At 66.6% G+C, this 15,398-nt stretch carries 13 protein-coding genes and 1 tRNA gene; 10 read left to right on the forward strand and 4 right to left on the reverse strand.

Annotation, left to right across the window (positions count from 1 at the left end; translation table 11 throughout):
- The first annotated feature begins 40 nt into the window (after window positions 1-40).
- Window positions 41-931, forward strand: a complete 891-nt coding sequence (locus tag E3C22_RS23030; RefSeq protein ID WP_134764236.1) for a proline iminopeptidase-family hydrolase — start codon at window positions 41-43, stop codon at window positions 929-931.
- Between the two features lie 207 nt (window positions 932-1,138).
- Window positions 1,139-1,214, forward strand: a tRNA-Val gene (locus tag E3C22_RS23035).
- A 98-nt stretch (window positions 1,215-1,312) separates the two neighbouring features.
- Here E3C22_RS23035 and E3C22_RS23040 read toward each other — a convergent pair.
- From E3C22_RS23040 to aptA, 4 genes are all read right to left on the reverse strand, one after another.
- Window positions 1,313-2,227 carry an ABC transporter permease subunit gene (locus E3C22_RS23040; RefSeq protein WP_134764237.1) on the reverse strand — a complete coding sequence of 305 codons (915 nt, stop codon included), beginning with the start codon at window positions 2,225-2,227 and terminating at the stop codon, window positions 1,313-1,315.
- Entirely contained in the window at window positions 2,227-3,012 is a 786-nt protein-coding gene (locus tag E3C22_RS23045) for a taurine ABC transporter ATP-binding protein (protein WP_134764238.1), read from the reverse strand. The genes E3C22_RS23040 and E3C22_RS23045 overlap by 1 nt, the downstream gene beginning before the upstream one ends.
- 64 nt (window positions 3,013-3,076) lie before the next feature.
- Window positions 3,077-4,078 (reverse strand): taurine ABC transporter substrate-binding protein, encoded by a 1,002-nt coding sequence (gene tauA, locus E3C22_RS23050; protein ID WP_134764239.1) that lies wholly within the window; start codon window positions 4,076-4,078, stop codon window positions 3,077-3,079.
- A 265-nt stretch (window positions 4,079-4,343) separates the two neighbouring features.
- Complete coding sequence (gene aptA / locus E3C22_RS23055) at window positions 4,344-5,666, reverse strand: omega-aminotransferase AptA (protein WP_134764240.1); 1,323 nt, start codon at window positions 5,664-5,666, stop codon at window positions 4,344-4,346.
- A 172-nt stretch (window positions 5,667-5,838) separates the two neighbouring features.
- Here aptA and E3C22_RS23060 point away from each other — a divergent pair, with 172 nt between their 5' ends.
- The 8 genes from E3C22_RS23060 (at window position 5,839) to E3C22_RS23095 (ending at window position 15,397) form a co-directional block, all read left to right on the forward strand.
- Complete coding sequence (locus tag E3C22_RS23060) at window positions 5,839-6,618, forward strand: sulfite exporter TauE/SafE family protein (RefSeq protein ID WP_167591880.1); 780 nt, start codon at window positions 5,839-5,841, stop codon at window positions 6,616-6,618.
- Complete coding sequence (locus E3C22_RS23065; protein WP_134764242.1) at window positions 6,615-7,364, forward strand: SDR family NAD(P)-dependent oxidoreductase; 750 nt, start codon at window positions 6,615-6,617, stop codon at window positions 7,362-7,364. The genes E3C22_RS23060 and E3C22_RS23065 overlap by 4 nt, the downstream gene beginning before the upstream one ends.
- 140 nt (window positions 7,365-7,504) lie before the next feature.
- Window positions 7,505-8,968: a MocR-like pyridoxine biosynthesis transcription factor PdxR gene (gene pdxR / locus E3C22_RS23070; RefSeq protein WP_134764243.1), complete on the forward strand. Its 1,464-nt coding sequence runs from the start codon at window positions 7,505-7,507 to the stop codon at window positions 8,966-8,968.
- A 105-nt stretch (window positions 8,969-9,073) separates the two neighbouring features.
- Window positions 9,074-10,723, forward strand: coding sequence for an amidohydrolase (locus E3C22_RS23075; protein WP_134764244.1), 1,650 nt, complete (start codon window positions 9,074-9,076; stop codon window positions 10,721-10,723).
- Window positions 10,720-11,739, forward strand: a complete 1,020-nt coding sequence (locus tag E3C22_RS23080; RefSeq protein WP_134764245.1) for a CobW family GTP-binding protein — start codon at window positions 10,720-10,722, stop codon at window positions 11,737-11,739. Before E3C22_RS23075 ends, E3C22_RS23080 begins: the two co-directional genes overlap by 4 nt.
- A gap of 132 nt (window positions 11,740-11,871) precedes the next feature.
- The gene (locus E3C22_RS23085; protein WP_245515155.1) at window positions 11,872-13,461 is read left to right on the forward strand and encodes an ABC transporter substrate-binding protein; all 1,590 of its coding nucleotides are present in this window, start codon (window positions 11,872-11,874) and stop codon (window positions 13,459-13,461) included.
- A gap of 17 nt (window positions 13,462-13,478) precedes the next feature.
- On the forward strand, window positions 13,479-14,459 hold the full coding sequence (locus tag E3C22_RS23090) for an ABC transporter permease (protein ID WP_134764246.1): 981 nt from the start codon (window positions 13,479-13,481) through the stop codon (window positions 14,457-14,459).
- Window positions 14,456-15,397, forward strand: a complete 942-nt coding sequence (locus E3C22_RS23095) for an ABC transporter permease (RefSeq protein WP_134764247.1) — start codon at window positions 14,456-14,458, stop codon at window positions 15,395-15,397. The genes E3C22_RS23090 and E3C22_RS23095 overlap by 4 nt, the downstream gene beginning before the upstream one ends.
- The last annotated feature ends 1 nt before the right edge of the window (window position 15,398 follow it).

Raw genomic sequence — 15,398 nt, forward strand, 5'->3', positions numbered from 1 at the left:
GGATCGACGGACAACGCTTCGGCGGAAGGCAAGTGACGGGATGTGGCGCGAGATCGAACCGGACGAGACCCGGACCGTCAAGGTCGACGGCCATGACGTCGTCACCTACAGCTTCGGCAGCGGCGACGACGTGGTCTTCTGCCTGAATGGCGGGCCGGGCCTTCCCTGCGACTATCTGAGGGACTCCCATTCCTGCCTGATCGACCATGGCTACCGGGTCGTCGCCTTCGACCAGCTCGGCACCGGCGCCTCCGACCGGCCGACCGATCCGGCGCTCTGGACGATCACCCGCTATGTCGAGGAGGTGGAGACCGTCCGCCGGGCGCTCGGCCTCGGCAAGGTCCATCTCGTCGGCCAGTCATGGGGCGGCTGGCTGGCGATCGAATACGCCCTCACCTATCCGGAAGCCCTGCGCACGCTGATCCTCGAAAACACCGTCGGCGACATTCCCCATCTCGTCACCGAGCTCGAGCGCCTGCGCGCCGCGCTCGGGCCGGAAACCGTCGCGATGATGCAGCGGCACGAAGCCGACGGCAGCCTCGACCATCCGGAATATCAGGCGGCGGTGACGTTATTGAACTACCGGCATGTCTGCCGATTGCCCGAATGGCCCGCACCGGTGCAGCGTTCGCTGAGCGACTGGAACATGGGTCCCTACGAGACCATGCAGGGGCCGAACGAGTTTTGCTACACCGGCAATCTGAAGGACTGGAACCGCATCCCCGACATGCACGAGATCACCGTGCCGGTGCTGATTACCGTCGGCCAGCATGACGAGCTGACGCCGGCCTGCGCCGCCCGGATGAAGCACGCCCTGCCCGACGCCGAGGTGGCGGTGTTTCCAAATTCCAGCCACATGCCCTTCTTCGAGGAGCCGCAGGCCTTCTTCCCGGTGCTTCTCGACTTCCTGAAGCGGCGCAAGCGCGGCTGACAAGCAGGGGCGCGTCGATACTGACGAACGCTCGTCGCGATTGTCGATCTGCGTCGGCGTCAGGATCGCCGTGATCTGGCCGCGGCTGAACGCAGAGTTCGCATCGCTTGCAGCGCCGCGCAGTCGGGGCGACGTCGCCGCGGCCGCGACGACGCCGCGCCGATCCTCTCTTGCGGCGTCGGCGAGAAACTCCTAGGACACCGGCAAGGGCGGTTAGCTCAGCTGGTAGAGCGCCTCGTTTACACCGAGGATGTCGGGAGTTCGAGCCTCTCACCGCCCACCATTATAAGCCCTCGTTTTACCGCCCGCTCGCCGAAGCGGGCGATCCAGCCCAAGCCGGCTGTGCGACGCCACGACAATCCGTCGACCGGGCCGGGGTGCCTACATCCGCCCCTTCCACGGCACCAGGCGCCGCTCGACGAAGCGCATCAGCATGTCGAAGGCATAGGCGATGGCGGCGATCACCACGATCCCCATGATCACCGTCGCGGTCTGCAGGAACTGCGAGGCGGTCAGCACCATGTAGCCGAGCCCCTTGGTCGCCGCGACCATCTCGGCGGCGACCAGCGTCGTCCAGCCGAAGCCGATGCCGATCCGCATGGCCGTCAGGATCTCCGGCAGCGCCGAGGGCAGGATCACGTGCCGCATCACCTGCCAGCGCGAGGCACCGAAGGAATAGGCGGCATGGATCTGCTCGATCGCCGCCGAGCGCACGCCCGATTTCGCCCCCAGCGCCACCGGGGCAAACACCGACAGGAAGATCAGCAGCACCTTCGACGTCTCGCCGATGCCGAACCAGATGATCATCAGCGGCAGATAGGCGAGCGGCGGGATCGGCCGGTAGAACTCGATCGGCGGATCGAAAATGCCGCGGATCGTCGGGCTCATGCCCATGGCAAGGCCGAGCGGCACGCCGACGGCACAGGCCAGCAGGAAGGCGCCGAAGACGCGGGCCGCCGAGATCCCGGCATGGGCGAGCAGCGAGGTGCCGGTGAAGCCGTTGGTCAGGACGTCGACGAATTTCAACAGGATCGCCTGGGGCGACGGGACGAAGAGCGGCTTGACCAGACCGAGCGCGGTGACCAGCCACCAGACGAAGACGAAAGCGACGATGGTGACGAGGCTGAGCACCACCGTTTCGCCCTGGCCGGGCACGCCATAGGTCTCGCCGGGCCTGGTCGGGCGGCTGCGCAGCAGCCTCTCGAAGCTGCCGGCGACGGCCGCCTGCCATCCCGTCGCAGACGCCGGCGAGGCCTCGGCCGGGGCGGCGTCCTCCTTGGTTCGCACGATGCTCATCAGGCGGCCTCCTCGTCGGCGAAGATGATGGCGAGAACGTCTTCGCGCAGCGCGATGAAATCCTGCGACGCCTTGATGGCGCGGGCGGACTGGCCGTCGCAGAACCGCTTCGAAAACGGCAGGTCGAAGACATGGGCGATGCGGCCGGGGCGAGGCGACATGACGATCAGTTTCGTCCCCATGAACAGCGCCTCCTCGACGCTGTGGGTGATGAAGAAGACCGACTTCTGCGTCTCGTGCCAGATGTTGAGGATCAGCTCCTGCGCCTTCTCCCGGGTCAGCGCGTCGAGCGCGCCGAGCGGCTCGTCCATCAGCAGGAGCTTCGGATCGGATGTCAGCGCACGGGCGATGCCGACCCGCTGCTGCATGCCGCCGGACAGCGAATAGACCGGCGAGGTCTCGAAGCCGGAAAGACCGAGGAGGCCGATGAATTTCTCGGCGACCTCCTGCCGGGCGGCCCGCGGGCGGCCCTGCAGCTTGAGGCCGAAGGCGACGTTCTCGACGACGTTCAGCCAGGGCAGCAGCGCATGTTTCTGGAAGACGACGGAGCGGTCGGCGCTCGGCCCGGCGACCGGCTTGCCGTTGAGGAGGATGTCCCCCGAGGAGGGAGCCAGAAAGCCGGCGATGAGATTGAGCAGCGTCGACTTTCCGCAGCCCGAGGCACCGAGGGCCACGGCGAATTCGCCGGGGCGAATGGTCAGATCGACCCGGCTGAGCGCCTCCACCGGAGCCCGCCCGTCGGCCGCCGGATAGACGACCGACGCGTCTCTGATCTCGAGTCCCATCACTGTCTCTCCAGCTTCTCCGCCGCAGGCGGCGCGGCGGAGGGTTTCGCGAATGCCGGGGGGCTTATTCGGACGCCGCGGCCTTGGCGTATTCCTCCGTCACCGAAGCGGAATAGTCGTCGGCAGCGCCGTCGATCCGGCCGGCCGACTGCAGGAATTCGGCGGTCGACTTGACGGCCGCGGCGCCCTTTTCCCCGAGCCAGCCGCTGTCGATCTGCTCCTTCAGCGGCAGGAAGGTGTAGCCGGCCAGGACCGCCGGCACCTGATCGGGCGCCGCGCCGGTCCGCTCCGCGATCGTCTTCACCGGCTCGCTGTCGGCAGTCCATTTCGACGGATCGGCGAGATAGTCGCCGTTTGCCTCGGCCATGGTCTTGGTGAAGGCGATCATCGCCTCCTTGTGGGATTCGGCGAAGTCCTTGTTGACCACCCAGGCGTCGAAGGTCGGGTAGCCCCATTCGGCGGTCTTGTCCGCACCGACGAGCCGGGTCCCGTCCTCCATCAGCTTGCCCTGGGCAGGCTCCCAGACGAAACCGGCGTCGATGGCGCCCTGCTGCCAGGCGGCGACGAGCTGATCGGGCGACATGTTCATGATCGTCACGTCGCTCGGATCGACGCCGGCATGCTTCAGCGCCCCCATCAGCGAGAAATGCGAGGTCGAACCGATCGGCACGCCGATCCGCTTTCCTTTCAGATCGGCCAGCGTCTCGATCCCCGAACCGTTGCGCACGATCAGCGATTCGGCGGTGCCGATGACCTCGGCAACCATGAACATCTGAAGGTCGAGACCCTGCGTCGCGGCAATCGCCATCGGGGAGGAGCCGAGCTCGGCCACATTGACGTCGCCGGACGCCATCGCGGCGATGACGTCGGTGCCGGCGGCGAACTTGCGCCAGTCGATCTTCCAGCCGGTGGCCTTTTCGAACTTTGCGTCGGCCGCCGCCACCTGGTCCGGCGTCGGATTGCCGAAATGGCCGACGATGACGGTCTCCTGCGCGGCGGCTGCTCCGACGGCCAGTCCGGACGCAGTCAGGCCGACCAGGAAAACGGCTGCAAGCTTATTGATCATTCTGCTCTCCAACTCTCATGGCAATAAAGGCGCAGCCCCCGGGCGATGGGGTAGCGCGCGTCGAAACCCGCATTGGAACGACAAGCAAGGACCATGCCGTGACGGGCGCCGGCCCGTTTCGGGCTGCATCGGGATGCCGGAAAGCGGCCCCGCACCGGCCGGCAGCGGCATGCGGCGCAGCGCTGGTCGGCGTCTCGATGCCGCCTGCCCGGTCCCGGAATCCAGAATCGCCAGCGGGCAGGCAGGAGGGGCCATTCTCGGACGGTCAGGACAGATCCGCCCGGCCGAGCACGCGGCGCAGGATGTCGCCCATCTGCTCCAGATCGTCTTCGCCGGAAACGAAGGCCGGCGCGACGATCAGGGCATCGCCCGTCGCCTTGACGTGGAGGCCGGCATCGAACAGCGCCCGCTGCGCGAGAGAGCCCTTGGCTCCGGGCTTGTCGGCCGGCGCCAGCTGGATGCCGGCCAGCATGCCGTAGCCGCGAAGGTCGCTCACCTGAGGCAGGTTGCGCAGGCCGAAGATCATGTCGAGAAAGGCCGGGGACAGCGCCGCAGCGCGTTCGAACAGCTTCTCGTCACGATAGATGTCAAGGGTCGCCAGCGCCGCGGCGCAGGCCACCGGATGGGCGGAATAGGTGTAGCCGTGGAAGAGCTCGGGACGGTCCTGGTCGCCGGCGGCGGCGAACACCGTGTCCTGGATCGCCGCCGTCGTTGCCACCGCGCTCATCGGGATCGCGCCGTTGGTCAGCGCCTTCGCCATGGTGACGATGTCCGGCGTCACGCCGAAGGCCTGCGACGCGAAGGCGGCGCCTGTCCGCCCGAAGCCGGTGATCACCTCGTCGAAGATCAGCAGCAGCCCGTATCGGTCGGCGATCGCCCGCAGGCGTTCGAGATAGCCTTTCGGCGGAACGACGGTGCCGATCGAGCCGGCGATCGGCTCGACGAAAACGCCGGCGATCGTGTCCGCCCCATAGGTTCGGCAGATCTCCTCGAGGTCGTCGGCAAGTTCGGCGCCGGTCTCAGGCTGGCCCTGCGTGTAGCGCTGCTCCTCGCTCCAGGTCTGGCGCATGTGGACGACGTCGCAGGTGACGCCCGAGAACTCCCGCCGGTTGTTGACCATGCCGGCGAGCGACGTGCCGCCGAGATTGACGCCGTGATAGCCCCAGTTGCGCGAGACGAAGCGGGTCCGCTGCCCCTCGCCCTTCGCCCGGTGATAGGTCAGGCAAATCTTCATCGCGCTGTCGACGGCCTCGGAACCGGACGAGGCGAAGAACACCCGGTCGAGCCCCTCCGGCAGGAGGCCCGCCAGGCGCTCCGCGAGTTCGAAGGAGACCGGCGCCGCGCGCTGGAAGTGGGGTGTATAGTCCAGCGTCATCAGCTGCGCATGGACAGCGTCGGCGATCTCGCGGCGGCCATGTCCGGCGGGCGTGCAGAACAGGCCGGACGAGCCGTCGAGCACCGTGTCACCCTCGGGCGTGAGGTAGCGCACGCCCTCCGCCTTCGCGAACATCTGCGGGGTCTCTCGGAACATGCGATTGTTGGTGAACGGCAGCCAGTGATGATCGAAATTCGTCGGCCGGGCCAGCATCGCGTGTCCTCCATCTAAAGATCGCCAAGCTCACTCCAGCCGCGGCGAAACGGAAAGAGCCACGGCAAAGTCTCGATGGAGCCAGGCCTGGCCCCACCGAAGCCGGCTTCTGGACCTTTTCAACGCGTCCCTTAGACGAAATGGTGCCCGGGACCTTCCCGGAGCTGCCGTCTTGACCGTCGAACTTCTGTGCGCGCTGCCGATCGTCGTTGTTGCAGCGGTGATACGCGGCGCGACCGGTTTCGGCTTTTCCCTCGTCGCCGCGCCGCTCCTGTCCTGGTTCTGGCCGCCGGAACTGGCGACCGGCATCGTCCTCTGCCTCGACCTTGCTGCGACGGGGCTGCTCGTCCACGGCGGCATCCTCGAGGGGCTGGTTCGCCAAGACGCCCTCATCCTCGGCGCAGCGGCCCTTTTCGGAGCGCTCTGCGGCGTCTTCCTGCTCAGCCTGCTTCCCGCCGGCCCGGCGCTCGTCGGCCTCAACCTCGCCGTCCTCGTCTCGGCGCTCGCAGCTTTGGCGAAAGTTCGCTGGCTCTGGCTGGACAGCCGCGCCGCGATGATCGGCGCCGGCTTTCTGACAGGGGCGATGATCGGCGCCTTCGCGGTCGGCGGCACTCTCGTCGTCGCCTGGCTGATGGCGAGCAAGCGCAGCCCCGCCGAGGCGCGGGGGCTCCTGACGGTCGTGTTCGCTCTCACCGATATCGGCACGATCGCCTTTCGCGCCGCGCTCGGCCTCTTGCCGCCGTCGAGCCTTGCTTTAACAACCCTTCTTCTGCCGGCTCTCGCCGCCGGCGTATTCATCGGCCGGCATGTCTATGGCCGGATCGGCGCCGACACCTGGAAGCGCGCGGTCGCCTGCCTGCTGGTGCTGTTGGCGCTCGGCAGCCTCCTGCGCACCGTCTTCCCGGCGTCTGCCGCGCCGCAACCGCAAGACCTCGGACAGGAGGGATCATGACTGGAACCGTCCTCATCACCGGCGCCTCGGCCGGTTTCGGACAGGCGAGCGCCCGCAGATTTGCGGCCGCCGGCTGGCGGGTCGTCGGCACCGGCCGGCGGGCCGAGCGGCTGCAGGAGCTCAAGGCGGAACTCGGCGACGACTTTTATCCCGCCGTCTTCGACATCACTGACGAGACCGCCATGGACGCGGCGCTCCGGTCATTGCCGGCGGACTTCTCCAAGATCGACGTGCTGGTCAACAATGCCGGGCTCGCGCTCGGCACCGAGCCGGCGCAGGCGAGCGACCTTGCTGCCTGGAAGACCATGATCGCGACCAACGTCACCGGACTCGCCGCCATCACCCACAAGCTTCTGCCGGGCCTGATCGAGCGGCGCGGATCGATCGTCAACCTCGCCTCCATCGCCGCCAACTGGCCCTATCCCGGCGGCAACGTCTATGGCGGCACGAAGGCTTTCGTCCAGCAGTTCACCCGCGGCCTCAGGGCCGACCTGCACGGGACGGGCGTGCGGGTCACCTCGATCGAGCCGGGGCTTTGCGAAAGCGAGTTCACGATGGTGCGCACGGGTGGCAACCGTGAAGCCTATGACGCGCTCTATTCCGGCGCCGATGCCCTGCAGCCCGAAGACATCGCCGCGACGATCTTCTGGGTCGCGACGCTGCCGCCGCACATGAACGTCAACCAGCTCGAGGTCATGCCGGTCAGCCAGAGCTGGGGCCCGTTTCGCGTCCACCGGGAGCCGTGACACCGGACTGCGCCGATCGGTTCGGCTCTGCAGGAACAGCGACTTCGCCCAGTCCGTCGGCAGGCCTTGCATAAAATTTCATCTTTTCGATCGTCTGCCTGAAGAATACTCTCGCGCTGCAATGGTCGAGGGTTCGCGTCATGTCTGAAGCCGTCCTTCAGTTCGCCCGGCAGGAGGGCCAGCCTCTGCAGGCGTCGCTTCGCCAGTCGCTGATCGGGGCGATCAGCGAGGGCAGGATCATGCAGGGACAACGCCTGCCGCCGTCGCGGACACTGGCCCGGCAGATCGGCATCGCCCGCAACACGGTGACGGCCGTCTATGAGGATCTCGTCACGCGCGGCTATCTCGTCTCGGTGGAGCGGCGCGGCTATTTCGTCGAAAACGGCGGCGATGCGGCGCAGGCTCCCTGCGATGCGACCGTCGACCCCGACGACGCGGGCGGCATCGCCTGGGACAGGCATCTGAAGCTTGATCCCGCCGCCGCCCGCAACATCGAAAAGCCGAAGGACTGGCAGCGCTTCGCCTACCCGTTCGTCTATGGCCAGGTCGATCCCGCGCTGTTTCCGATCGGCGTCTGGCGGTCGTGCTCGCGCGATGCGCTGGGGCGTTCTGCCGTCGACTATTGGGCGGCCGATCGGGCCGTCGAGGACGACGAGCTGCTGATCGAACAGATCTGCCGCCACATCCTGCCGCAGCGCGGGGTCTTTGCCCGGCCCGACGAAGTGATGGTGACGCTCGGCTCGCAGCACGGCCTCTACATTCTCTCCCGCCTCCTCGTCGACGAAGCCAGCGTCGTCGCGGTGGAAGATCCCGGCTATCCGGATGTCCGCAACATTCTGGAGATGGTCGGCGCGCGCCTTCATCACGTGCCGGTCGACGATGACGGTTTTCGCGTCGACGAGGCGCCGGCTTCGGCCGGCCTCGCCGTTGTCACGCCCGCCTACCAGTGCCCGACCATGGTGACACTCTCGCCGGACCGCCGCGCCGCGCTGATGGAATGGGCGGAAGCGGGGGATCGGCTGATCGTCGAGGACGACTATGAAGGCGAGACGCGCTTTTCGACCACCCTGCCGGCGTTGAAGGCGATGGACCGGTCGGGCCGGGTCATCTATCTCGGAACGCTGTCCAAGGTGCTCGCGCCGGGCGTGCGCATCGGCTACATGGTGGCGCCGGCGCCGCTGATCCGCCAGGCCAAGGCCCTGCGCCGGCTCATGCATCGCAGCGCGCCGCTCAACAATCAGCGGACCGCAGCGATCTTCCTGTCGGAGGGGCATTATCTCGGCCTGGTGCGGACGCTGCGCGGTTCCCTCGCCCAGCGCTGGAATTTGCTGACCGCCGCCATCGACAGGCATCTTCCCGGCTTCGAGCGGCCGGCTTCCCACGGCGGCTCGAGCATCTGGCTGCGCTGTCCGCCGGGGGTCGACGCGCAGGCGCTCTATCACCGGGCCATGGCCAAGGGTGTTCTCGTCGAGCTCGGCGATCCGTTCTTTCCCCGCGGCGACGGCGGGCGGCATATCCGCCTCGGGATCTCGTCGATCGACGAGACGAGGATCGACGAAGGCGTCAGGCGGCTCGCGCAAGCCGCTTCGAGCCTCATGCAATAGAGCTTCGACACGGCTGCTGGTCCAAGCCGATCCATCCGCCTGGCCCTTCGCCGGCCCGGCGGGGAGGATCACGATGCGGCGAACGCCAGCGAGGAGCAAGCCGCCGTGTCCGCACCGATCAAGGTCTATCGTGCCCGCAAGATTATCACGATGAGCCGCAACCGGCCGACCGCGACCCATGTCGCCTTGCGTGACGGCCGCGTTCTCGGTGTCGGCGAGCCCGAGGAACTGGCACGCTGGGGCGAGCTCGAAATCGACGAGCGGTTCGCGGACAAGGTGCTGATGCCGGGCTTCGTCGAGGGCCATGCACACGCCATGGAGGGCGCCGTCTGGCGCGACCTCTATGTCGGCTATTTCGTCCGCCGATCTCCTGATGGAGAGATGGAGGGCGGGCTGAAGAGCCTCGATGCCGTCGTCGAGCGGCTGCGCCGCTACGCCGAGACGCTGCCCGAGGACAAGCCGGTCGTCGCCTGGGGTTTTGATCCCCTCTATTTCGACGGCCGCAGGATGGACCGGCACGATCTCGACAAGGTGTCGACGACGCGGCCGGTGCTGGTCTTGCATGCGAGTTTTCACATCCTCAACGTCAACAGCCGCGTCATCGAGATGGCCGGCATGGGGCCATCGACCAATGTCGAGGGAGTGATGAAGGACCCGGCCGGCGAGCCGAACGGCGAACTCCAGGAAATGGCGGCGATGTTTGCCGCCACCCGCGCCGCCAAGGTCGATTTCGATCTGCGCACGCTCGACGGGCCGAGCCTCTACCGCTATGCCGGATCCGCGACGATCGCCGGGGTCACGACGGCGACCGACCTGCACAACAAGCTCGACGACGAGATGGTCGATCTCTTCGCCGAAGTGACGGCGAAAGAGGATTTTCCCCTGCGCCTCGTGCCGGCCCTCGGCGCCCTTTCCTGGTCGCCCGACGACGGCATCGCCCAGGCAAAGGCCATCCGGGAACGTTCCACCGACAAGCTCCGCCTCGGCCTCGTCAAGGTGATGACGGACGGCTCGATCCAAGGCTTCACCGGGCGGCTGAAATGGCCCGGCTATCACAACGGCGCGCCGAACGGCATCTGGAACATCGCGCCTTCGGAGCTCAAGCGCACCATCGGCCTCTACCACGACGCCGGGCTGCACATGCACATCCATACCAACGGCGACCAGGCCTCGGAATTCGTTATCGACTGCCTGGAGGAGGCGCTCACGACACGGCCGCGGCGCGATCATCGCCATACCCTGCAGCACTGCCAGATGGCGGATGCCGCGCAATTTCGCCGCATGGCGGCACTCGGCGTGTGCGCCAACCTCTTTGCCAATCACGTCTTCTATTGGGGCGACCAGCACTATGCCCTGACCATGGGTCCGGACCGGGCCCGGCGCATGGACGCCACTGCCACGGCGCTCGCCTGCGGCGTGCCGCTGGCGATCCACTCGGACGCTCCGGTGACGCCGCTCGCACCCCTCTTCACCGCCTGGTGCGCCGTCAATCGGCGCACGTCCAGCGGCCGGCTGCTCGGTCCGGAGGAACGGCTAACGCCGGAACAGGCGCTCTTCGCAATCACCCTCGGCGCCGCCTACACCTTGAAGCTCGATCATCTCGTCGGCAGCATCGAAGTCGGCAAATTCGCCGATTTCGCGGTGCTCGACGACGATCCGCTGGCTGTCGCGCCGGACATGCTGAAGGATGTCGGCGTCTGGGGGACGGTGCTCGGCGGCATTCCCTTCGAGAGCCCGGCGCGCGCGGCTTCATGAGCACCCCCGACGCCACCGGTCCGCTGCCGGTCACGGTGATCGGCGGCTTTCTGGGAGCCGGCAAGACGACCCTCGTCAACCGGCTGCTTGCGCGAGGGGGCAGGCGCTATGCCGTGCTCGTCAATGATTTCGGCGCGATCAATGTCGACGCCAAACTGGTACAGAGCCGCGACGGCTCCAAGATCCAGCTGGAGAACGGCTGCATCTGCTGCTCGATGGCAGACGGGCTCTCCCTGGCTCTCGCGGACGTCCTGGATGCGAGTCGGCGCCCCGAGGCGATCCTGATCGAGGCGAGCGGCGTCGCAGACCCATGGAAGATCGCCGAAGTGGCGCTGGTCGAGCGCTCGCTCCGCCTCGAACTCGTCGTCGCTCTCGTCGACGCGGCGAATTTCGCCCGTCAGGTCGAAGACCCGCTCCTCGGCGACACGCTGGTCAGGCAGTTGTCCCGCGCCGATCTGATCCTTCTCAACAAGATGGACCAGGCCGGCCGATCCTCGGCCGACCGTGCAAGGGCACTGATCCTTGCCGAGGCGCCTGACGCCCGAATTGCCGAGACGGTCGCCGCCGAACTGCCGGCCGACGTCCTGTTCGGACCGACGCCGAGCCCCGAACGCAGGGAGTACGGTGTGACCGCCTCCCCACGACCCGGAGAGCATCTTCCGCAGCACGACCACGCCGAAAACACCAGCCAGGGCCCTGCAGGCCACGACCATCGGCACGAAGACGCCTTCCGTCGCTGGACTTTCGTGTCGCCCACAGCGTTTTCGCGGGCGGGTTTCGAGGCGGCGCTCGGGGGGCTCCCGTCATCGCTTCTGCGCCTCAAGGGCTGGTGTCGCTTCGAAGGCGACGAGGCGGGATGGCTGCTGCAGTGGGTCGCGGGGCGATGGACGCTCGATCGCGACGACAGCGGGCCGGTCGGGACGGCACTGGTGGGCGTCGGGACGGCCGCACTTCCCGCGTCGGGCGAACTCGATGCGCTGCTTGCCGCTGCCGCCCCCCGTACCCCTGGCCCCTAAGAAGAACCACGGCTGGCCCTACGCCCCGGCTGGCGGGGCGGGAACTATAAGGCCCGCAACGGCCTCGGGCCTGCGGCAGCCGCACTTGCTGCAATCGGCCATTCGAAGCCACGACCATTGGGGATTTCAGCCTTGAACGTCATCCATCGACTGACCCTCACCACGGCACTTGCCGCCGCAATTGCGTCGGCCTCCACCGTCGGCCATGCAGCGCCCAAGGAAGGCGGCACGCTGGTCATCGGCAGCACCTCGACGCCCCGCCACTTCAACGGCGCGATCCAGTCGGGCATCGCGACGGCCGTGCCGAGCACGCAGATTTTCGCCAGCCCGCTGCGTTACGACGACCAGTGGAACCCCCATCCCTATCTGGCCAAGAGCTGGGAGGTCTCCAAGGATGGCCTCACGGTGACGCTTCACCTCGTCGAGAACGCCAAGTTCCACGACGAGACGCCCGTCACTTCAGAGGACGTGAAGTTCTCGATCGAGACGATCAAGAAGAACCACCCTTTCAAGACGATGCTGCAGCCGGTGACTTCGGTCGAGACGCCGGACGCCCACACCGTGGTCATCCATTTCGACCATCCGCATCCGGCGTTCCTGCTGGCCATGTCGCCGGCGTTGATGCCGATCCTGCCCGAGCATGTCTATGGCCAGGGCGACATCAAGACCAATCCCGCCAATCTGAAGCCGGTCGGCTCGGGCCCCTTCGAATTCGATACCTACAAGCAGGGCGAATACATCAAGCTGAAGAAGTTCGATGACTTCTTCATCAAGGGAAAGCCCCATCTCGACAACATCGTCATCCAGATCATCGGCGACGAGAACAATCTCATGCTGTCGACCGAGCGCGGGGACATCGACATGGTCCCCTTCCTATCCGCCGTCCGCGACATCGAGCGGCTGAAGAAGGACGACAATCTCGTCGTCACCGACGCCGGCTACGACGCAATCGGCCCGATCAACTGGCTGGCCTTCAACACCAGGAAGCAGCCGCTTGACAAGGTCGAGGTTCGCCAGGCCATCGCCTATGCCGTCGATCGGGACTTCATCGTGAAGAAGCTGCTCGGCGGCTTCGCGCCGGAGGCGACCGGCCCGATCGTGCCGGAGTCTCCCTTCTATAGCGGCGATGTCGACAAGTTCGCCGTCGACATCGACAAGGCCAACCAGATGCTCGACGATGCCGGGCTGAAAAAGGGCAGCGACGGCAGCCGCTTCTCGCTGACGGTGGACTACATCCCCGGCGATCCCGAGCAGCAACGCAACATCGCCGAGTATCTGCGCTCGCAGCTCCGCCGCGTCGGCATCACCGTCAACGTCCGCTCCGCCCCGGACTTTCCGACCTGGGCCCAGCGCATCTCCAGCTACGACTTCGATATGACGATGGACAACGTCTACAATTGGGGCGACCCGATCATCGGCGTCGATCGCACCTACATCTCCAGCAACATCCGGCCCAACGTCATCTGGTCCAACACCCAGCAGTACTCCAACCCGAAGGTCGATGAACTGCTGGAGAAGGCCGCAACGGAGACCGATCCCGAGAAGCGTGCCGAACTCTACAAGGAGTTCCAGAAGATCGTCGTCGGCGACGTGCCGATCTACTTCCTCAACGAAACCCCGATGTACACCGTCTACAAGAAAGGGCTGAAGAACGCGCCGACCTCGATCTGGGGCGCGGCCTCGCCGCTCGACGACGTCTACTGGGACGACGGAAGCAACTGACAGATCGGGGAGTTCCGATGAGACACGCCTATCCGATCGCCATCCGCCTGGTGCAGTCGCTGGCTCTTCTGGTCTGCGTCGTCGTCCTGAACTTCCTGCTGATCCAGCTCGCCCCCGGCGACACCGTCTCGGTGATCGTCGGGGAAATGGGCGGCGCCTCGCCGGAGACGATCGCCGCGCTGAAGGCCGAATACGGCCTCGACCAGAGCATTCCTGCCCAGCTCGGCATCTATCTCGGCAAGGTGCTGACCGGCGATCTCGGCTATTCCCATTACTTCAACCGACCGGTGCTGGGGCTGATCCTGGAAAGGCTGCCGGCGACCATCCTTCTCGTCGTCACGTCCCTGATCCTCGCTTTCGTCGTCGGCACGGCGCTCGGCATCTTCTCGGCACGCCGGCCGAAAGGCATCCTCAGCCACTTCGTCACGGTCTTCTCGCTCGCCGGTTTCTCGGCTCCGGTGTTCTGGACCGGATTGATGATGCTGATCGTCTTCGCCTCGCTGATCCCGTTGTTCCCGGTCTCGGGCATGGCCGACGTCGCGCGCCCCGGGCAGGGTCTCGGCTACGTTCTCGACGTGCTGCATCATCTGGTTCTGCCGGCGGTGACGCTCGGCATGATCTACGTCGCATCCTACAGCCGGCTGTCGCGTACCAGCATGCTGGATGTGCTCAGCGCCGACTATATCCGCACGGCGCGGGCGAAGGGCCTGCCGGAACGGAGGGTGGTCTACAAGCACGCGCTGCGCAACGCGCTGTTGCCGGTCGTCACCATGGTCGGCATGGAGTTCGGCCAGCTCTTCGCCGGTGCTGTCTTGGTCGAGACGGTCTTCAACTGGCCGGGCCTCGGGCGCCTCGCTTACGAATCGATCCTTCGGCGGGACTACCCGACGCTACTTGCCATCCTCCTGTTTTCCGCAATGCTCGTGATGGTCGCCAACATCCTGACGGATCTCGCCTACAGGCTCATCGATCCGCGCATCCGCGGACGCGGCCGATGACCTCGCGGAGTGCTTCCCTCGCCGCCGCGTCCGGCCCGGAAACCGCCCCGGCATCGGCACCCCAGGGGCCGTCTCCCGCTGCCGGAACGACGCCAAAGCCCGACCGCCCCCTCCTCGACACCTGCCGGATGTTTGCCCGCAACTGTCCGGCGATGACCGGGCTGGTGCTCCTCGCGACCATCGTGCTCGCCACCCTCTTCGGGCCGGGCCTCTACGGCGTCGACCCGTTCTCGATGGTCGACATGCCCTTTGCGCCGCCCGGGCCGGATTGCCTGCTCGGCACCGACTATCTCGGCCGCGACATCCTGGCGGGCGTCATCGTCGGTGGCAGAGCCACCCTTGCGGTCGGCGCGTCGGCGGCTGCGATCACCGTCCTCATCGGCGTCGTGATCGGCACCTTCGCAGGCTATTTCGGCGGTTGGGTCGATGCTGTACTGATGAAGGTGACGGAGTTCTTCCAGATCCTGCCGACGCTGCTTTTCGCCATGGTGCTGGTGACGATCTTTTCCTCGAGCCTCGTCACCATCGCGATCGCCATCGGAGCGGTCAGCTGGACGGCGACGGCCCGGCTGACGCGCGCCGAGTTCATCCGGATCCGTGACCTCGAATACGTCAAGGCGGCACGCACGGCCGGCGCCCGCGACTTCTACCTGATGTTCCGGGTGATCCTGCCGGCCGCCCTGCCGCCGATCATCGTCGCCGCGGCGCTGGCCGTCGGCATTTCGATCCTGTTCGAGGCGGGCCTCAGCTTTCTCGGTCTCGGCGACCCCAACACGATGAGCTGGGGCATGATCATCGGACAGAACCGCGACTACCTCCTGAACGCCTGGTGGACCGTGACCTTCCCGGGCATTGCGATCTTCCTGACGGTGCTGTCGATCAGCCTGATCGGCGATGGCGTCAACGATGCGCTGAACCCGCGGCTGAGGAGACGATGAC

Source organism: Jiella endophytica (assembly GCF_004519335.1).
Taxonomy (GTDB): Bacteria; Pseudomonadota; Alphaproteobacteria; order Rhizobiales; family Rhizobiaceae; genus Jiella; species Jiella endophytica.